Raw genomic sequence first — 17,293 nt, 5'->3', positions numbered from 1 at the left:
CGTGACCGCCCCGCGCGGCCGCGGCCCGACCGCACCGTCCCGCCCGACGCGTCGATCGGCCGGGCGGGCGGAGCGCCCGGTCGCATATCGTCAGCGGTCATGGAGATGCACCAGCTGCGCTACTTCGCCGCCGTGGTCGACGAGGGCACCTTCACCGCCGCCGCCGCCCGGCTGCACGTGAGCCAGTCCGGCATCAGCACCCAAGTGGCGAAGCTGGAGCGCGAACTGGGGCAGCAACTGCTCGACCGGTCCGGCCGGCAGGTGCGGCTCACCCCGGTCGGCGAAGCGGTGCTGCCGCTGGCCAAGAACGCCCTGGCCACCCTGGACGCCATCCAGCACACCGCCGCCGAGTTCGCCGACGCCGTCCGCGGCCGGGTCCGGCTCGGCATGATCACGGGCTGCTCGATCCCGCCCTTCCTGGACGCCGTCGCGGACCTCGGCCGCAGCCACCCCGGCATCGAACTCAGCCTGCACGAGGGGCACTCCGAGGACCTCCAGACGCAGGTCCTGGCCGGCTCGCTCGACCTGGCCCTGATCGGCTACGCGGGCGAGGTCTCCCCGGGCCTGGAGGCCACCGTCGCCATCGACGAGCCGATCGCGGCCGTCGTGCCCGCCGGCCACCCGCTCGACCGGGCGCGGCTGCGGCTCGCCGACCTGTGGGGCGAGAAGATCCTCTGCCTCTCCCCGGGCACCGGCATCCGCGCCGCCTACCAGGACTCCTGCCGCCGGCTCGGCCTCGACCCGCGGGTGGACATCGAGGCCAGCTCCCCGGTCGCGCTGCTCCGACTCGCCGAACGCGGCGCGGGCGTGGCCGTCCTCAGCCCCTCCTCCGCCACGGGGGCCGGGTTGCGGGCCGTCCCGCTGGCCGACGCCACCACGACCGCCAGGCTCGGGCTGGTCGCCCGCCGCGACCAACCCTCCCCGGCCGTACGGCTGTTGCGGGCCCGACTGCGGGAGTCGCTCCGCTTCGAGTGACCGCCCGGGCGGAAGCCGCGGTTCAGGCCTTCCCGCGCGGATCGCGCCCCGAGGCGGCCAGCGCGCGGTCCCACGCGGAAGCGTCCTCGGGCAGCGCCACCGACGCGGCGAAGCCCTCGTACCGGCGGTACAGTTCGGCGTTCTCCGCCACGATCTCCCCGGCCAGCAGCGCGAGTTCCTCGTCGACCTCGATCCGCCCGCCGGTCGCCCGGGCCACGTCCCAGCCGTGCAGCAGCAGCTCCAGGATCAGCATCCGGGCGATCCCGACGGCCGGCACCGGAGAGCCGCCGAGGTCGACGTCCCCCGCCCAGGCGGCCTGGTCCGCCCAGGCGGCGACCGCGCGCTCCAGCCGGTCCGCGTAGGCGGAGCGCCAGTCGGCCTCGGCGGTGAAGTCCCGTGCGGTCAGCTCCTCGGGCAGCTCGGCCCGCCGGGCCCGGTGCTCCAGGCCGTGCGAGGTGTAGAGCACCCAGTGGTTGATCAGCGCACGGGTGTCGAACTCCGTGCAGGGCGTCGGCGCGTCCAGCGGCCGGTCGGCGGGGACGGCGGCGGCGACACCGGCCGCGAGGGAGGCGGCACGGGCCAGGAAGGGGTGCATCGGGTGGACGTTCATGGCGCCGATTCTGCGCGCGGCCGCACCACCCGGTCTTGAAGAAACGCGACGACTAGCCTGACGCCATGGGCAGCGGCGAGGGGACGGGCATCAGCGGGGACTCCCCGGACTCCCCGGACTCCCCGGATTCCCCTGACACTCCCGGGCTCGGCCGCGGTGTGCTCCACCCCGCCCGGGCGGCCGAGCTGATCACCGTGGAGCGGCTCGCCCCCGATCCGGCCGTGGCGCGGTCCGTCGAGTACTACTGGCTGGTCCGGTGGGACCTGCGCGGCCTGCCGCCGTACGAGCAGAAGGTGCTCGCCCACCCCAACGTCCACCTGGTCCTCGAGGCGCCGCGGGCGCGCGTGTACGGGGTGGACCGCTCGCTCTTCGTCCGCCGCCTGGAGGGCGCCGGGCACGTGCTGGGCGCGCGGTTCCGCGCCGGCGCCTTCCGCGGCCTCGCCGGGCATCCGGTGAGCGCGCTGGCCGACCGCTCCGTGCCCGCCGCCGAGTACTTCGGGCCCGGGGTCGACCGGCTCAACGCGCGGGTCCTCGGGGCGTCCGGCAGCCCCGCCGCCCTCGCCGACGCCTTCCTCCGCCCGCTGCTGCCCGCGCCCGATCCGGTCGCCGCCGAGGTCGCCGCGATGGTGGACCGGATCACCGGCGCCCCGGACCTGTTCCGGGTGGACGAGCTGGCCGCCGAGCTGGGCGTGACCGTCCGCCGCCTCCAGCGCCTGTTCGCCGAGTACGTCGGCGCCTCCCCGAAGTGGGTGCTGCGCCGCGCCCGCCTCCACGAGGCCGCCGAACGCGCGGCCGCGGTGGGGGGTCTGGACCTGGCGGCGCTCGCCGCCGAGCTGGGGTACGCCGACCAGGCGCACCTGACCAGGGACTTCACCGCCGCCGTCGGAGTCTCCCCGGCCCGCTACGCGGGGGCGGCGCGCTGAGACCCGCCGGGGCACGCCCGAGAACCCCGGCCGAACGCCCGGTCCGGGCCGGGGCTACGCCCCCAGGAAGCGCTGCAGCTCGTCCAGCACGTAGTTGGCCCCGGTGTACCCGATCCCCTGGAACCACAGCTGGTCGTCCACCGGGAAGGCCCGGTGTCCCTTGACCGCCCCCAGCGCCTGCCAGCCGGGGCTCGCCAGCACGGCGTTGGCGCCCGAGGCCTCCGGATCGCCGTACGTCGCGTACAGCAGCAGATCGCCGTCGGCCCTGGCGAGCTGGTCCGGCGGGATCTCGAAGTCCGACTGGTCGACGTTCTGCGCGTCCGGCCGGCCGACCTGGGCGTCGGTGAGCACCGTCCCGGGGAAGCTCTGCCGGCCGAACAGCCGGATGCCGCCGCCCTCCACGAACCGCACCAGGCTCACCCGGCGTCCGGACAGCTTCGCCGTCGCCAGTGCCTGCGCCACCTGCCCGGCGTGCTTCTGGTACGCCCCGGCGAAGGCGGCCCCGGCGGCCTCCCGGCCCAGAGCCTGGGCGTGCAGCTGGAAGTCGGCCTTCCACGCCGCCCCGGCGGTCTGGGTGAGCACGGTCGGGGCGATGTCCCGCAGCTGCTCGTAGCGGTCTCCGTCGCGGGTCTGGTTGGAGAGGATGAGGTCCGGCCGCAGGGCCCGGACGGTCGGCAGGTCGGGGGCGCCGGCCGGGCCGACCAGTCGGATCCCGGCCGTCCGGGAGGCGGGCCAGTACGCGGGGTAGCTGGTGTCGTGGCTCGGGAGCGCGGCGCCGACCGGGGTGATGCCGACGGTCAGCGAGGAGTCGAGCACGTCGGTGTCCAGCACGACCACCCGCATCGGCGCGCCCGGTACCACCACCGGGCCGGTGGCGGCGTTCACCGTCACCGGCGGTACCGGGGGCGGGGTGGGGGTCGGGGCCGAGGCCGGCTGGGTGCCGGTGGTGGGGCCGCCCGTGGCCGCCGGGGCCGGCTGCCGGGCGGTGCAGCCGGCGGCCGCCGCGAGCGCGCCCGCGCCGAGGCCGGTGAGGAGGGTGCGGCGGGAGATCCGGGGCATCGGCGGTCCTCTGGCGGCGGGGCGGAGCGGGCGAGGTCGGGGCGCCGTCGATTATGTCCGAAATGGGACCTAAAGTGCCGTTAAGCGCTGGTGCCGTCCGGTGCGAGTGCCGCCCACGGGGCGCCCGGCACGACCAGCGGTGTGCCGGTCACCGGGTCCGGCACCACCACCGAGTCCAGTCCGAACACCTCCCGCACCAGCTCGGCCGTCACCACGTCCCCGGGCGCGCCCTGCGCCACCACCCGGCCGTCCCGCATCGCCACCAGGTGGTCCGCGTACCGGGCGGCCTGGTTGAGGTCGTGCAGCACCGCGACGACCGTCCGGCCGCGCTCGACGTTCAGCCGGCGGACCAGGTCCAGCACCTCGACCTGGTGCGCGATGTCCAGGTAGGTGGTCGGCTCGTCCAGCAGCAGGATGTCGGTGCCCTGGGCGAGCGCCATCGCGATCCAGGCGCGCTGGCGCTGGCCGCCGGACAGCTCGTCCATGCTCCGCTCGGCCAGCTCGGTGGTGGAGGTGCGCTCCAGCGCCTCCGCGACCGCCTCCTCGTCCTGCGGCGACCACTGCTGCCACCAGCTCTGGTGCGGCTGGCGGCCGCGCGCGACCAGGTCCGCCACCGAGATGCCCTCGGGGGCGGTCGGCGACTGCGGGAGCAGGCCGAGCCGCTGGGCGATCCGCTTGGTCGGGACCCGCGCCAGCTCCTCGCCGTCCAGCAGCACCGCGCCCCGGACCGGCTTCAGCAGCCGGCCGAGGGCCCGCAGCAGGGTCGACTTGCCGCACGCGTTCGGGCCGACGATCACCGTCACCCGCCCGTCCGGGACGGCCACGTCCAGGTCCTCGACGACCGTGCGCGCCTCGTAGGCCAGGGTGAGGCCCCGGGCCTCCAGGCGGTGTTCGGACATCAGGAACCTCCACGACGGGATCGGATCAGCAGCCACATCAGGTACGGCGCGCCGACCATGCCGGTCACCACGCCGACCGGCAGCTCGGTCGGAGCCAGCAGGCGCCGGGCGATCAGGTCGGCGAGGACCACCACCAGCGCGCCGGTCAGAGCCGAGCAGAACAGCGGGACCTGCGCCGAGCGGGCCAGCCGCAGGGCGATCTGCGGGGCCATCAGCGCGACGAAGTCCACCGGCCCGGCGGCCCCGGCCGCGCACGAGGCCAGCACGATGCCCAGCAGCGCCATGCCGAGGCGGATCCGGTCCAGGCGCAGGCCGAGGCCGACGGCGGTGGCGTCGTCGAAGGAGATCGACCGCTGGGCCCGGGCGGCCCACAGGGCGACCGGCAGGGCGGCGAGCAGCACCCAGGCGAGCCAACCGGCGTGGTCGTAGCCGGCGCCGTTCAGGCTGCCGGTCATCCAGACCTTGGCGGCCTGGGCCTGGAAGCCGTCGCCCTTGGTGAGGAAGACGGAGGTGAGCGAGGACAGCGCGACGCTGATGCCGATGCCGATCAGCACGAAGCGCTGCGCGTGCAGGCCGCGCCGCCAGGCCAACGCGTACACCAGCAGCCCGGCGACCAGGCCGCCGGCCACCGCCGCGTACGGGGCCTGGCCGGTCGAGCCGACCACTCCGTACGCCGTCAGGCCGACCACGGTCGCGGTGGCGCCCCAGGTCACGCCCACCACGTCGGGGCTGGCCAGCGGATTGCGGGCGACGGTCTGGACCAGCGCCCCGGCCAGCCCGAGCGCCAGGCCGACCAGCAGTCCGACCACCACCCGGGGCAGCCGGAACTCGCCGACCACCAGCTCGTGCGGACTCGGCTGCCCGAGCACCACCTTGACCACCTCGCCCGGCGCCACGGTGGACTCGCCCAGGCAGAGCGAGGCCACCACGGTCGCCGCCAGCGCCACCAGCAGCCCGACGGTGACGGCCACCGAACGCCGGTGCACCAGGAACGACGCCCGCCCGGCCCGGACGACGGAGTAGCCGCGCAGGGTCACGGACCGCGCGGCGGGGGCGGAGCCCATGCCGGGGACGGAGCTCATGCCGCCACCACCTTCCGGCGGCGCACCAGGGCCACCAGCACCGGGACGCCGACCAGCGCCGTCATCACGCCCGCCGGCACCTCGGACGGCGGGAACAGGACCCGGCCGAGGGTGTCGGCGAGCAGCAGCAGCGCCGGCCCGAGGACGGCGGAGAACGCGAGGATCCAGCGGTGGTCGGCGCCGGCCACCGCGCGGGCCGCGTGCGGGACGGCGAGGCCGACGAAGGCGATCGGGCCGGCCGCGGCGACCGCCGAGCCGGTCAGCACCGTCGCGCCGAGCGCGCCGACCGCCCGGACCAGGCCGGTCTTCGCACCCAGCCCCTTCGCGGTGTCGTCGCCGAGCGCCAGCGCGTCCAGGCCGCGCGCCACCGCGACCACCAGCACGGTGCCGACGGCCAGGAACGGCAGCAGCTGCCAGGCCACGTCCGCGGTCCGCCCGGAGAGCGAGCCGACGTGCCAGAAGCGGAACTGGTCCATGGTGGCCGCGTCGGTGGTCAGCACCAGGGTGTTGAGCGAGGCGATGAAGGCGGACATCGCCGAGCCGGCCAGCGCCAGCTTGATCGGCGTGGCCCCGCCCCGGCCGCGCCCGGCGAGCCCGTACACCAGCACGGTGGCGATCACCGCGCCGGCGAAGCCGAACCAGACGTACCCGGTGAGGGTGGAGACGCCGAAGCCGGAGATGGCGACCACCACGCCGGCCGCCGCGCCCTGGGAGACGCCGAGGATGCCGGGGTCGGCGATCGGGTTGCGGGTCAGGCCCTGCATGACGGCCCCGGCCAGGCCGAGCGCCGCGCCGACGGCCAGTCCGACGACCGTGCGCGGCACCCGCAGCTCGCGGACCACGACGGCGTCCGCGGTGTCGCCGCCGTGCAGCAGGGCGTCGAGCGTGTCGCCGAACGGGATGGTCCGGCTGCCGACCGCCAGGCTCAGCAGCACCGCGGCGGCCAGCACGGCCAGCGCGGCGGCGAGCCACAGTATTCGGCGCCGGGGCGCGCGGTACGGCGCGCGGGGCGCCCCGGGCGGTGCGCTGGTGTCGGTCATGGGCCCTCTCCGCAGACAACTCAGGTAAACCTAAGTTCAGCCGTGAAGCCCGGGCAAATTGCCTCGTGGCCCGCGGTACCGGTTGGGTAGCCTGACGGCATGTCCGCGACCCCACCCGCTCCGCTCACGGTCGGCTTCGACCTCGACATGACGCTGCTGGACACCCGGCCGGGTATCCGCGCCACCTACCGGGCGCTGTCCGCCGAGACCGGCACGTTCATCGACGCCGACCTGGTGGTCACCCGGCTCGGTCCGCCGCTGCTGGACGAGATCCGCAACTGGTTCCCCGAGGCCGAGGCGCAACGGGCGGTCGACCGCTACCGCGAGCTCTACCGCGACCACGCCTTCGCCCCGACCGTGGCCCTGCCCGGCGCGTACGCCGCCGTCGAGGCGGTCCGCGCCCACGGCGGCCGGGTCGCGGTGATCACCGGCAAGTACGAGCCGAACGCCCGGCTCCACCTGGAGCACGCCGGGCTGGTCGCGGACACCGTGATCGGCGACCTGTGGGCGGAGACCAAGGGCGTGGCGCTGCGCGAGCACGGTGCGAGCGTCTACGTCGGCGACCACCTCGGTGACATCCGGGGCGCCCGGCACGCCGACGCCCTCGCGGTCTGCGTGCCCACCGGCCCGTACAGCGCGCAGGAACTGCGCGAGGCGGGCGCGGACGTGGTGCTGGCCGACCTCACCGCCTTCCCCGACTGGCTCGCCGGGCACCTCGCCGAGCGCGGCTAGGCGAGCGCGGCTGGGCGAGCGCGGCTGGGCGAGCGCGGCTGGGCGAGGCCGGACCGCACGGGCCGGCGCCGCGCCGGCGGATCAGGAGCCGACGGGCCCGGTCCGGCGGCGCTGGGCCCGGGCGTTCCTCAGCAACCCGGTCAGCGCGGCCAGGAAGCCGGCCGGCATCAGCATGCTCAGCCAGTACGCGGCCGTCGGCAGCGGCGTCAGGTGCAGGAACAGCGGGACGAAGGTGACCAGGGTGGCGAGCGCACCGAGGCCGAAGACGATCGCCCCGGCCCTGACGTACACGTCGCCGGGGTCGGCGCTCTGGCTGCTCACGTCTGCTCACTCCTACGGGCCGGTCGGGACTGCCACCAGTCTGGCAGAGCGGCCGCCGGGCGGGCCCACCGGAGCGGGCCGGTCACGTTGCGCAGTTTTCCGGCAGCTGAACGTTTTGATCCCTGCTGAGCGGGGGTATGCACGGGATGCCGAGGGGCGCTGCAGGTGTGCCCCGCGTCCTCAGACCCGGGGGTGTGAGCCGATGGAATGCGCGGAGCCGCGCCCCGGCCGTGCCGTTTCCGGGTTGCCCGTGACCGCGAGATCCCGTTCCCGCCGCCCCGACCGGGCCTCGGAACGCGGATCCCTCGCGGAACGCGGATGAGGCAGTGACGGACGGTTAGTCTGCTCCTGACCGCGTGCCGACCATGAGCGCCCACGGGCTCGGAGTCGAGGTCGGCCGCTTTTCCCACCACCCAGTGATCCCCGGCCAGGGCCGGGATCCCTCACACCCATTCGAGGACTGTTCGAGATGCCCACCGGCCAGGTCAAGTGGTTCAACGAGACGAAGGGCTTCGGCTTCCTGTCGCGCGACGACGGCGGCGACGTCTTCGTCCACACCAAGGCGCTGCCCGACGGTGTCACGTCGCTGAAGCCGGGTCAGCGGGTCGAGTTCGGCGTGGTCGCCGGCCACCGCGGGGACCAGGCGATGGCCGTGCAGCTGCTGGACGCGCTGCCCTCGGTGGCCGCCGCCCAGCGCCGGAGCGCCGACGACATGGCGCCGATCGTCCAGGACCTCATCACCACGCTGGACGCGGTGCTGCCCGGCCTCCAGCGCGGGCGCTACCCCGCCAAGCCGACCGGCCAGAAGCTGGCCGGCCTGCTGCGCGCGGTGGCCGACCAGTTCGACGTCTGACCGCCCTCGGGCGGACGGGAGGCAGCGCCTAGAACGCGAGCGCACCCGGGTCGAGCGGGGGCACCAGCCCCTCCGCGGCGGCCCGGGTGAGCAGCGCGCGGACGGCCGCGTAGCCCTCCTCGCCGAGGTCCTCGGAGAACTCGGTGACGTACAGCCCGATGTGCTGCTCGGCGACGTCCAGGTCCATCTCCTGGGCGTGCGCCAGCACGTACGCGCGGCTCGCCGCCGGGTCCGCCCAGGCCTGCCGGACGGAGGCGCGGATCGCGTCGGCGATCTCCCGCAGCCGCTCCGCGCCGAGCGAGCGCCGGGCGACGATCGCGCCCAGCGGGATCGGCAGGCCGGTCTCCCGCTCCCAGGCCTCGCCCATGTCGGCCAGGCTGTGCAGGCCGTACTGCTGGTACGTGAAGCGGGCCTCGTGGATCACCAGGCCGGCGTCCACCCGGCCGTCCCGGACGGCGGGCATGATCTCGTGGAACGGCAGGACGACGATCTCGCCGAAGCCGCCCGGCACCGCCGTCGCCGCCCAGAGCCGGAACAGCAGGTAGGCGGTGGAGCGCTCGGAGGGCACCGCGACGGTCTTCCCGGCGAGGTCGGCGGGGGAGTCCACGCCGGGCCGGGTGAGCACCAGCGGGCCGCAACCGCGGCCCAGCGCGCCGCCGCAGGGCAGCAGGGCGTACTCCTCCAGGACCCAGGGCAGCGCGCCGTAGCTGATCTTCAGCACGTCCAGCTCGCCGCGTTCGGCCTGCCCGTTGGTGATGTCGATGTCGGCGAAGGTCACCTCGGGCGCGTCGGCCCCGGGCACCAGGCCGTGCGCCCAGGCGTGGAAGACGAAGGTGTCGTTCGGGCAGGGCGAGTACGCGATGCTCAGCCGTTCAGCCACGGCCGGCCTCCTCAGTCGGTTCGTGCCGCGCGGCCGGTTCCGGTGCCCGCCGTGCGGCCAGTTCGTGGACGGGCAGCGCGGCGAAGGCCCGTTCCAGGGCGGCCAGTGCCTCGCCGATCCGCCAGGCGGCCCGGTCGCGCGGGCCCACCGGGTTGGACACGGTGCGCAGTTCGAGGGCCGGCACGCCGTACCGGGCGGCGGCCTCGGCCACGCCGAAGCCCTCCATCGCCTCGGCCGCGGCGCCGGGGTGGCGGGCGGCCAGCTCGGCGGCCCGCTCGGCGCTGCCGGTGACGGTGGAGACGGTCAGCACCGGGCCGACGGTCAGGCCGGGGCCGGCCAGCGCCCGCGCGGCCAGTGCCACGGCGGCGGGCGGCGGGGTGTGCCGGACGGTGCCGAAGCCCAGCTCGGCGACGTCGGCGAAGCCCTCGGGGGTCTCGGCGCCGAGGTCCGCGGCCACGATCGCGTCGGCCAGCACGGTGCCGCCGACCGGGGCGAGCGGGGCGAAACCGCCGGCGATCCCGGCCGAGACGGCCAGCGCGTACGGGTGGGCCGCCAGCGCGGCGGAGGCGGCGGCCGCGGCGGCGGCCGGGCCGACCCCGGCGGCCAGCACGTCCACCGGCACCCGCTCGGCGCGGTGCAGCGTGCCGCCGGGCAGCGGCAGCGCGGCGGACCCGCCGGGCAGGCCGCGCAGCACCGCCTCGGCCTCGGCGGCCACCGCGACGACGACGAGCAGCCGGGCCCGTGCGGGGCCCGACTGCTCGTTCCGGCCGTCGGGGACGGCGCGCGCTGTCATCCGCCGGACCGTCAGCTGTTGTCCTTGCTGTTCAGCTGGAAGTACCAGACGGCGATCGGGGACTCCTGCTCCGGGTCGCCCTCGACCACGGTGACCACGGTCTTGCCGCTGGAGTTCAGCAGCTTGCCGGCGGCCTGGGCGCCGGACCAGGTCTGGCCCTTGGAGGCCGAGAACAGGCTGTAGCGCCCGCCCTGGTTGGCCGAGCCGCCGTTGGTGAAGGCCCACCAGCCCGTGTCGGCCACGTTCGGCGAGACGCCGACGCCGACCCGGTCGCTGCCCACGACGTCCGAGGAGGGCAGCGTGCCGTCCTTCAGCGCCTTGGTCGCGTCCAGCTGGCACTGCTGCTGCTGGTCCTCGGTGAGCGGGCTGCCGTTGTTCCAGCACAGCGGCTGCGCGACGACCGAGGAGTTGCCGACCGTCAGCGTGGCCTGGTGGGAGATGTGCTCGGTCTGGCCGGCGGCGATGGCGACGGAGGTGCCCACCGTGGCGGCGCCGACCACGACGACGGCGCCGAGGGCGGCGATGGCACGGGAATTGAGGCTCATGCGTCAGAATCTACCGGGCCTGGCCGATCACGCGACGCGGGGGTCCGCACCGCGTGTTGCCGACGGGCCCCGGTCAGGCCACCCGGGGCGCCGCCGGATGCCGCCGCAGGCCCACCCGGAACAGCGAGCGGAGCGTCCACAGCAGCACCAGGGCGACCACCCCGGCGGCGATCGACAGGCCCAGCTTGCCGTTCAGCGGCAGCAGGATGCCGACCGCGCCGCCCGCCACCCAGGACAGCTGCATCAGGGTCTCCGAACGGGCGAACGCCGAGGTCCGCACCGTCTCCGGGACGTCCCGCTGGATCAGCGCGTCCAGCGACAGCTTGCCCAGCGAGGCCGCCATCCCGGCCGCCCCGGCGACCAGAACCACCGTCACCACGCCGTACCAGAGCGCGGCCGCCGCCGTCACGCAGGTCGCCAGCAGCAGCATCGCGGTGACCGTCGCCTCCGGGCCCCGGGTGCGCAGCCAGGAGCCGAGCACCGAACCCAGCGCGTTGCCCGTCCCGGCCGCCAGCGCCACCAGGCCCAGCGCCACCGTCGGCTGGAGCCCGCCGATCGGCTCCTCCCGCAGCAGGAAGGCCAGGAACATCACCAGGAAGCCGACCAGCCACTTCATCGCCGACATCGCCCGCAGCGCCAGGATCACCGAGGGTCCGACCGTGCGCAGCGAGGCCTTGACCGGCGGCGGCCGGTGGTGGATCAGGTGCGAGCCCTCGCCGTGCACCTCGGCGTGCAGGACGGCGCGCTGCTCGCCCTTGGCCGAGTCCACCGCGGGCGGCAGGTGGAAGGCCATCAGGGTGCCGATCACGAACACCAGGAAGGCGCCGCGCAGCGGCCAGCCGGGCCCGATCAGGTGCAGCAGCCCGCCCACCGCGGCCGCCACGCCGGTGGCCAGCAGCCCGGCCAGGGTGACCCGGGAGTTCGCCTTCACCAGGGACAGCCGGCTCGGCAGCAGCCGGGGCACCACCACGCTGCGCACCACGCCGTACGCCTTGGACGCCACCAGCACGCCGAGCGCCTCCGGGTAGAGCGCGATGCCGCCGCCGGCGATCACCCCGGCCATCGTCCAGGCCAGCACCGCCCGGGCCAGCATGGCCATCGCCATGGCCGCCCGGCGGCCGTGCGGCAGGCGGTCCAGCAGCGGGCCGACCACGGGGGCCAGGAGGGCGAAGGGGGCCATCGTGATCAGCAGGTAGAGCGCGACCCGGCCGCGGGCCTCGCCGGTGGGCACGGAGAAGAAGATGGTGGACGCCAGCGCGATGGTGATCAGCATGTCGCCGAAGGAGTTCAGCGCGTGCAGCTCGATCAGCTTCGCGAGGCCGGACTCGCCGGCGCCCTCGGCGGCGGTGGCCCGGCGGATCCGGCGGCCGGTGCCGTGGACCACCTTGCCGGTGCGGGAGCCGGCGGCGGAGGCGGTGCGGACCAGGAAGTGCCGGCGGGGTTCGGGAGCCTCGTCCTCGTCCTCCTCGCCCGCGGCGGCCGGCTCCGGCAGGGCCGGCCCGGCGGTGTCGGCGGCCCGGGGCGTGAGGGGGTGCACGGGGGCGGCGGGCGTCTCGGGGCCGTCCGCCGGCTGCGGGTCGTCCGCGCCGGGGACCGGAGGCTGCTGTCGCGGCACGGCGTCCGCGTGGTCGGGGCTGCCGGCCTGCGGGGCGCGCAGTGCGTGCTGCGACGGGTCGTGGTCCGCCACAAGCCCATCCTGCCCCAGAATCGGCGAGCCGACGCGGGACCGGACCCGCTCGGCGCGGCCTCTCGGAAGGGACGTGTCCGCCCCGGACTGTGCCGGGGTGCCGGGCGACGGGTAGCCTGCCCAGGGTCGACCCGCCGGGGCGCCGGGGCGCCGGCAGGCCGGTCGAGCGGCGCGGCCGGTACCCGAGGGGGCTCCCGGTCGCGCAGAATGGACGAGGGACACCGAGCCGCGACGGAACAGGCAACACGCCGTGGGCGACAGAAGAACTGGGAGAGAATCGACGCCGTGAGTGCTGCGATGCGAAGCCGTACCCCCGACCGGCTCTGTGCCGAGGCCGTCGAACTCGCCCGCCAGGCCGCCGAGGAGGCCGTCGGTGCGGAGGCCGTCGGGCCGCACCTGGGCGTCCAGGCGGACGCCGACCGCGTCGTCACCCACACCTTCGAGTGCCTCGACGCGGCCTACCGCGGCTGGCACTGGGCGGTCACCGTGGCCCGTGCGCCGCGCGCCAAGAACGTCACCCTGGACGAGGTCGTGCTGCTGCCCGGTGCCGACGCGGTGCTCGCCCCCGAGTGGGTGCCGTGGAGCGACCGGCTGCGCCCCGGCGACATGGGCCCGGGCGACCTGCTGCCCACCGGCGCCGACGACCTGCGCCTGGAGCCCGGCTGGACCGGCGAGGACGAGCCGGCGCCGAACTCCGCGGTCGCCCTGGCGGACGACGAGGACCTGGTCGTCACCGACCCGCACATCCAGCCCGCCCCGGCCCGCGCCCGGATCGACGCCGTCGCCGGGGAGCTGGGCCTGGGCCGCAGCCGGGTGCTCTCCCGGCTGGGCCTGCACCTGGCCGCCGACCGCTGGGAGAAGTCCCACGGCCCGCAGACCCCGATGGCGCAGGCCGCCCCGGCCTCGTGCGCGAGCTGCGGCTTCCTGGTCCCGATCGGCGGCTCGCTCGGGCAGGCCTTCGGCGTGTGCGGCAACGAGTTCGGCCCGGCCGACGGCCAGATCGTCTCCTTCGCGTACGGCTGCGGCGGGCACTCCGAGGCGGCCGTCATCCCGGCCCCGCCGGCGCCGTCCGAGCTGATCCTGGACGAGCTGGTGGTCGAGCCGCTCCCGCTGCACCCCGACCGCGCCTCCGGCTCCGTCGAGCCCGACGCTCCGGCCGAGGAGCTCGGCCACTCCTAGCGGTCTTCCTGAGCGACGTTCCACCGCGGCCCGCCCGGCACCCGCCGGCGCGGGCCGCGGTGCGTTCCGGGCGGTTCCGGGCCGGCGTCGGCACCCGCCGGCCGGCCGCCCGCCCGCCGCGGCCCCGCCGGTGGCCTGGGGCTTCGGTTCCCGGCGCGGGTCCGGCCCGGGCCGTCCACCGGCCCCGGCGGCGCCGCCCGCCGGGGAGCCCCCGGGCCGTCGGACGGCCGGCGGAGGAACCGTCAGGTGCGCCGCCGGCGTCGTCCCCGGGCCGTCGGCGGCGGGGTCCGTGGTCGGGAGCAGTCAGTGGGGCAGGGAAGAATGCCCTACGACGAACAGGGCAGCGGAAGGCGGCAGGTCCAGTGGAACCTCGGATCATCGGCAGCGGCACGGACGAGCACCTCGCGGACCCCTTCGGGAGCGCCGCGCTGCGCCGGCGGGTGCTGGACGCCTGGGCCGCCTCGCCGTCCCGGTTCCGGGAGGACGCCAACGCCGAGGAGGAGCTGGCGCTCGGCGGCTACCGGGACCGCCTGGTGGTCGAGTTGGCGCAGAACGCGGCCGACGCGGCGGTCCGGGCCGGGCACGGCCCCGGCCGGCTGCGGCTGACCCTCGCCGACGGCGTGCTCGCCGCCGCCAACACCGGCGCCCCGCTGGACGCGGCCGCCGTCGAGTCGCTGTCGACCCTGCGCGCCTCCTCCAAGCGCGGTGAGGCGCCCGCCGTCGGCCGGTTCGGGGTCGGCTTCGCCGCCGTCCTCGCGGTCACCGACGAGCCCGCCGTGCTGAGCGCCACCGGCGGCGTGCGCTGGTCGCTCGGCGAGGCGCGGGCAATGGCCGGGGAGCGGCCCGAGCTGGCCGAGGAACTGCGCCGCCGGGACGGCCACGTGCCGCTGCTGCGGCTGCCGTTCGCGGCCGACGGCCCGGCCCCCGAGGGCTACGACACGGTGGTCGTGCTGCCGCTGCGGGACGCCGCCGCCGAGGACCTGACCCGCCGCCTGCTGGCCGGGATCGACGACGCGCTGCTGCTCACCCTGCCCGGTCTGCGCGAGGTCGTGGTGGAGACCCCGGACGGCACCCGGACGCTCACCCGGGACGCCGCCGAGCCGCGCCCGGACGGGGTCACCGAGGTCACCGTCACCGACGACGCGGGCGGCCGGCCGCGGCAGACGGTCTGGCAGACCGCCGGCACCTCCGGCACGCTCTCCGCCGAGCTGCTGGTCGACCGGCCCACCGAGGAGCGCGCCCGCCCGTACTGGACGGTGACCTGGGCCGTCCCGGTCGGCCCGGACGGTGCCCCGCAGCGGCCCGGGATCGCCTCCGTGCTGCACGCGCCGACCCCCAGCGACGAGCCGGTAGGCCTGCCCGCGCTGCTGATCGCCTCCTACCCGCTGGACTCCACCCGCCGGCACGTCGCGCCCGGCCCGCTGGCCGACTTCCTGACCGAGCGCGCCGCCGACAGCTACGCCGATCTGCTGCGCGCCCGCGGCGCCGACCTCGGCTCGCTCGGCCTCGTCCCGGCCCCGCTCGGCCAGGGGGCGCTGGACAACGCGCTGCGCGCCGCGGTGCTCTCCCGGCTGCCCGGCACGCCGTTCCTGCCGCACCCGGCGCCGGTCGAGGAGGGCACGCCGGCCCTGCGGCCGCGGGACGCGACGCTGCTGGAGGGCGCGGACGGCTCGGTGGTCGAGGCGCTCTCGCCGATCTTCCCCGGGCTGCTGCCGGCCGGACTGGAGCGCCGCACCGAGCTGCGGGTGCTGAACGTGCGCCGGGTGCCGCTGGCCGAGGTGGTGGACCAGCTCGGCGGCCTGGACCGCGAGCCCGCCTGGTGGCGCAACCTGTACGCGGCGCTCGGCGCGGCCGACCCGGAGGCGCTCGGCGCGCTGCCCGTCCCGCTCGCCGACGGGCGGACGGTCACCGGGCCGCGGCGCGTCCTGCTGCCCTCCGAGGACGCCGACTGGGCGGCCTTCCCCGGCTACCCCGAGTCCCTCGCGGGCGCGCTCGCCGCGCTCGACCTGCGCCTGGCCCACCCCGAGGCCGCCCACCCGCTGCTGGCCAAGCTCGGCGCCGGCACCGCCACCCCGGCCGGCGTGCTGGACACCCCCGAGGTGCGGGCCGCCGTCGCCCGTTCCTACGAGCTGGCCGAGGACGACCTCGACGCGGCGCTCGAACTCGCCGACGCCGTCCTGGCGTTGGTGAAGGCCGCCGCCCCGGAGCCGGGTGCCCACCCGTGGCTGGCCCGGCTGGCGCTGCTCGACGACGAGGGCGAGCCCGCCCGGGCCGGCGAACTCGTGCTGCCCGGCAGCCCGTTCGCCGCGCTCGCCCGCGAGGAGGACGCCGGCTGGGTGGACGACGAGCTGCTGGAGCGCTGGGGGCCGGAGGTGCTCGCCGCCGTCGGCGTGCTGGCCGGCTTCGTGCTGGTGCGGGCCGAGGACGTGGTGCTCGACCCGGACGACCTGGAGCGGCTCGACCCCACCGTCCCGGCCGACCGCGCGGCCGGCGGCCACCCCACCGGCCTGCTGGACGAGGCGCCGGACGGGCTCGCCGAGTGGGCCGAGGACGCGCTGGAGGCGCTCCAGGCCGACGAGGCGGTCGGCGTCCCGCCGGTGGCCGCCGAGCTGCTGGCCGTGCGGGACCTCGACCTGGTGGACGACGACGCCTGGCCGCAGGCGCTCGCCGCGCTGGCCCGCCCGCCGTACCGGGAGGCCGTGGTCGCCCCGGTGCGCACCCTGCTGCCGGACGGCTCGTACGCCGACCTGCCGCCGTACACCGCGTGGTGGCTGCGCGACCACCCGGTGCTGGCGGGCCGCGAGCCGGCCGGCCTGCGCGCCGCCGGGGCCGACCCGCTGCTGCGCGGGCTGTACGACGAGGCCCGCACCGCGCTGGACGAGCAGTTCCTGCACGCGCTCGGCGTGCGCACCACGCTGGCCGCGCTGCTCGCCGAGCCGCACGGGCCGGACGAGGTGCTGGACCGGATGACCGACCCGGACGCCGAGGTCGGCCACCGCCAGCTGCACGGCATCCACACCGCGCTGGCCCGGGTGGACCGCGAGCGGATCGAGCCGCTGGACGTGGTGCGGGCGCTGCCCCCGCTGGACCCGGAGACCGGGCGCCGGCCGGCCCACACGGTGGTGGTGGACGCCACCGAGGCGGTCGTCGCGGACGCCCCCGACCTGGTCCAGCTGCTGCACCCGTACCCGCTGCTGCCGGTCGCCCCGGCGCTGGCCGCCGACCTCGCCGAGCGGCTGCACGTGTCGCTGGCCAGCGAGGTGGCGGGCGGCCGGGTGCTCTCCGAGGGCGTGCTGCACCGGGTCCCGGCGGTGGTGCGGGAGCTGCTGCCCGGCTGCCCGGTCGCCTACGAGGAGCACGAGGAACTGCTGGTCGTCGGGCCGGACGGCGGCGAGGCGGCGGTGGACTGGCGCTGGGACACCGGGGCGGACAGCCCGGAGCCGCCGTACGACCCGGAGCTGGCCGAGGCCGGCGACGAGGACGACGAGTTCGACGTCCCGCCGGTGCCCGGTCTGCTGCACGCGGCCACCCCGGAGGGCCTCGCCGCCGGGCTGGCCTGGTCGGTCGGGCAGTGGCACCGCCGCTTCGAGGTGCTGGCCGCCCTGAGCGAGCCGGACCGCGCCTACGAGCTCTCGGCCGCCCGCGACTTCGAGGGCTGAGCCCGGGGCGTGCGGGCCGAGTCGCCCGCGTGCGGGGCCGAGTCCGCGCGGGCGCC

General features: G+C 76.6%; 16 protein-coding genes. 6 read left to right on the top strand and 10 right to left on the bottom strand.

The features are described 5' to 3' along the window. Nucleotides 1-99 precede the first annotated feature (99 nt). Nucleotides 100-975: a LysR family transcriptional regulator gene (locus ACWD4P_RS00590; protein WP_449778114.1), complete on the top strand. Its 876-nt coding sequence runs from the start codon at nt 100-102 to the stop codon at nt 973-975. Nucleotides 976-997: 22 nt separating this feature from the next. Here ACWD4P_RS00590 and ACWD4P_RS00585 read toward each other — a convergent pair whose 3' ends face one another. Then, the gene (locus ACWD4P_RS00585) at nt 998-1,585 is read right to left on the bottom strand and encodes a TIGR03086 family metal-binding protein (RefSeq protein ID WP_449778113.1); all 588 of its coding nucleotides are present in this window, start codon (nt 1,583-1,585) and stop codon (nt 998-1,000) included. Between the two features lie 65 nt (nt 1,586-1,650). On the opposite strand from ACWD4P_RS00585, the gene ACWD4P_RS00580 reads away from it, so the two are divergent. After that, entirely contained in the window at nt 1,651-2,508 is an 858-nt protein-coding gene (locus ACWD4P_RS00580) for an AraC family transcriptional regulator (RefSeq protein ID WP_449778112.1), read from the top strand. A 54-nt stretch (nt 2,509-2,562) separates the two neighbouring features. On the opposite strand, the gene ACWD4P_RS00575 is transcribed toward ACWD4P_RS00580, so the two are convergent. The 4 genes from ACWD4P_RS00575 to ACWD4P_RS00560 all read right to left on the bottom strand — a co-directional run bounded on the left by ACWD4P_RS00575 (nt 2,563) and on the right by ACWD4P_RS00560 (nt 6,588). Continuing rightward, nucleotides 2,563-3,567: an ABC transporter substrate-binding protein gene (locus tag ACWD4P_RS00575; RefSeq protein WP_449778111.1), complete on the bottom strand. Its 1,005-nt coding sequence runs from the start codon at nt 3,565-3,567 to the stop codon at nt 2,563-2,565. Nucleotides 3,568-3,647: 80 nt separating this feature from the next. Continuing rightward, nucleotides 3,648-4,466 (bottom strand): ABC transporter ATP-binding protein, encoded by an 819-nt coding sequence (locus ACWD4P_RS00570; RefSeq protein WP_449778110.1) that lies wholly within the window; start codon nt 4,464-4,466, stop codon nt 3,648-3,650. Then, nucleotides 4,466-5,548 carry a FecCD family ABC transporter permease gene (locus tag ACWD4P_RS00565; protein ID WP_449778109.1) on the bottom strand — a complete coding sequence of 361 codons (1,083 nt, stop codon included), beginning with the start codon at nt 5,546-5,548 and terminating at the stop codon, nt 4,466-4,468. The genes ACWD4P_RS00570 and ACWD4P_RS00565 overlap by 1 nt, the downstream gene beginning before the upstream one ends. Then, the gene (locus ACWD4P_RS00560) at nt 5,545-6,588 is read right to left on the bottom strand and encodes a FecCD family ABC transporter permease (RefSeq protein ID WP_449778108.1); all 1,044 of its coding nucleotides are present in this window, start codon (nt 6,586-6,588) and stop codon (nt 5,545-5,547) included. Before ACWD4P_RS00560 ends, ACWD4P_RS00565 begins: the two co-directional genes overlap by 4 nt. A 99-nt stretch (nt 6,589-6,687) precedes the next feature. Here ACWD4P_RS00560 and ACWD4P_RS00555 point away from each other — a divergent pair, with 99 nt between their 5' ends. Further along, nucleotides 6,688-7,320, top strand: coding sequence for an HAD family hydrolase (locus ACWD4P_RS00555; RefSeq protein WP_359828981.1), 633 nt, complete (start codon nt 6,688-6,690; stop codon nt 7,318-7,320). A gap of 81 nt (nt 7,321-7,401) precedes the next feature. Here ACWD4P_RS00555 and ACWD4P_RS00550 read toward each other — a convergent pair whose 3' ends face one another. Continuing rightward, a complete protein-coding gene (locus ACWD4P_RS00550) occupies nt 7,402-7,641 on the bottom strand; it encodes a hypothetical protein (protein ID WP_359828980.1) in 240 nt (79 codons plus the stop codon). A gap of 469 nt (nt 7,642-8,110) precedes the next feature. On the opposite strand from ACWD4P_RS00550, the gene ACWD4P_RS00545 reads away from it, so the two are divergent. After that, complete coding sequence (locus tag ACWD4P_RS00545; protein WP_188300873.1) at nt 8,111-8,494, top strand: cold-shock protein; 384 nt, start codon at nt 8,111-8,113, stop codon at nt 8,492-8,494. A 28-nt stretch (nt 8,495-8,522) separates the two neighbouring features. Here the strand turns inward: ACWD4P_RS00545 and ACWD4P_RS00540 are convergent, their stop codons facing one another. The 4 genes from ACWD4P_RS00540 to ACWD4P_RS00525 form a co-directional block, all read right to left on the bottom strand. After that, nucleotides 8,523-9,374 carry a 1,4-dihydroxy-6-naphthoate synthase gene (locus tag ACWD4P_RS00540; protein WP_359828979.1) on the bottom strand — a complete coding sequence of 284 codons (852 nt, stop codon included), beginning with the start codon at nt 9,372-9,374 and terminating at the stop codon, nt 8,523-8,525. After that, the gene (locus tag ACWD4P_RS00535) at nt 9,367-10,167 is read right to left on the bottom strand and encodes a futalosine hydrolase (protein ID WP_449778107.1); all 801 of its coding nucleotides are present in this window, start codon (nt 10,165-10,167) and stop codon (nt 9,367-9,369) included. The genes ACWD4P_RS00540 and ACWD4P_RS00535 overlap by 8 nt, the downstream gene beginning before the upstream one ends. An 11-nt stretch (nt 10,168-10,178) precedes the next feature. Further along, a complete protein-coding gene (locus tag ACWD4P_RS00530) occupies nt 10,179-10,712 on the bottom strand; it encodes a hypothetical protein (protein WP_359823012.1) in 534 nt (177 codons plus the stop codon). A 73-nt stretch (nt 10,713-10,785) separates the two neighbouring features. After that, a complete protein-coding gene (locus ACWD4P_RS00525) occupies nt 10,786-12,138 on the bottom strand; it encodes an MFS transporter (RefSeq protein WP_449778154.1) in 1,353 nt (450 codons plus the stop codon). Between the two features lie 558 nt (nt 12,139-12,696). On the opposite strand from ACWD4P_RS00525, the gene ACWD4P_RS00520 reads away from it, so the two are divergent. Together ACWD4P_RS00520 and ACWD4P_RS00515 are read left to right on the top strand one after the other, a co-directional pair. Beyond that, nucleotides 12,697-13,578 carry a DUF3027 domain-containing protein gene (locus ACWD4P_RS00520; RefSeq protein ID WP_359823067.1) on the top strand — a complete coding sequence of 294 codons (882 nt, stop codon included), beginning with the start codon at nt 12,697-12,699 and terminating at the stop codon, nt 13,576-13,578. A 362-nt stretch (nt 13,579-13,940) separates the two neighbouring features. Continuing rightward, a complete protein-coding gene (locus tag ACWD4P_RS00515) occupies nt 13,941-17,237 on the top strand; it encodes a sacsin N-terminal ATP-binding-like domain-containing protein (RefSeq protein WP_449778106.1) in 3,297 nt (1,098 codons plus the stop codon). Nucleotides 17,238-17,293: the final 56 nt, after the last annotated feature.

This window comes from Kitasatospora sp. NPDC002543, assembly GCF_053594915.1.
Note: the sequence above shows the minus strand (reverse complement) of the source record. Positions and strands in the feature narration are given on the sequence as shown.

Bases quoted from the DNA above. Each gene is read 5' to 3' on its own strand.
- ACWD4P_RS00565 (WP_449778109.1), bottom strand. From the start codon at position 5,548: ATGAGCTCCGTCCCCGGCATGGGCTCCGCCCCCGCCGCGCGGTCCGTG.
- ACWD4P_RS00570 (WP_449778110.1), bottom strand. From the start codon at position 4,466: ATGTCCGAACACCGCCTGGAGGCCCGGGGCCTCACCCTGGCCTACGAG.
- ACWD4P_RS00535 (WP_449778107.1), bottom strand. From the start codon at position 10,167: ATGACAGCGCGCGCCGTCCCCGACGGCCGGAACGAGCAGTCGGGCCCC.
- ACWD4P_RS00575 (WP_449778111.1), bottom strand. From the start codon at position 3,567: ATGCCCCGGATCTCCCGCCGCACCCTCCTCACCGGCCTCGGCGCGGGC.
- ACWD4P_RS00545 (WP_188300873.1), top strand. From the start codon at position 8,111: ATGCCCACCGGCCAGGTCAAGTGGTTCAACGAGACGAAGGGCTTCGGC.
- ACWD4P_RS00580 (WP_449778112.1), top strand. From the start codon at position 1,651: ATGGGCAGCGGCGAGGGGACGGGCATCAGCGGGGACTCCCCGGACTCC.
- ACWD4P_RS00520 (WP_359823067.1), top strand. From the start codon at position 12,697: ATGCGAAGCCGTACCCCCGACCGGCTCTGTGCCGAGGCCGTCGAACTC.
- ACWD4P_RS00585 (WP_449778113.1), bottom strand. From the start codon at position 1,585: ATGAACGTCCACCCGATGCACCCCTTCCTGGCCCGTGCCGCCTCCCTC.
- ACWD4P_RS00560 (WP_449778108.1), bottom strand. From the start codon at position 6,588: ATGACCGACACCAGCGCACCGCCCGGGGCGCCCCGCGCGCCGTACCGC.
- ACWD4P_RS00530 (WP_359823012.1), bottom strand. From the start codon at position 10,712: ATGAGCCTCAATTCCCGTGCCATCGCCGCCCTCGGCGCCGTCGTCGTG.
- ACWD4P_RS00590 (WP_449778114.1), top strand. From the start codon at position 100: ATGGAGATGCACCAGCTGCGCTACTTCGCCGCCGTGGTCGACGAGGGC.
- ACWD4P_RS00555 (WP_359828981.1), top strand. From the start codon at position 6,688: ATGTCCGCGACCCCACCCGCTCCGCTCACGGTCGGCTTCGACCTCGAC.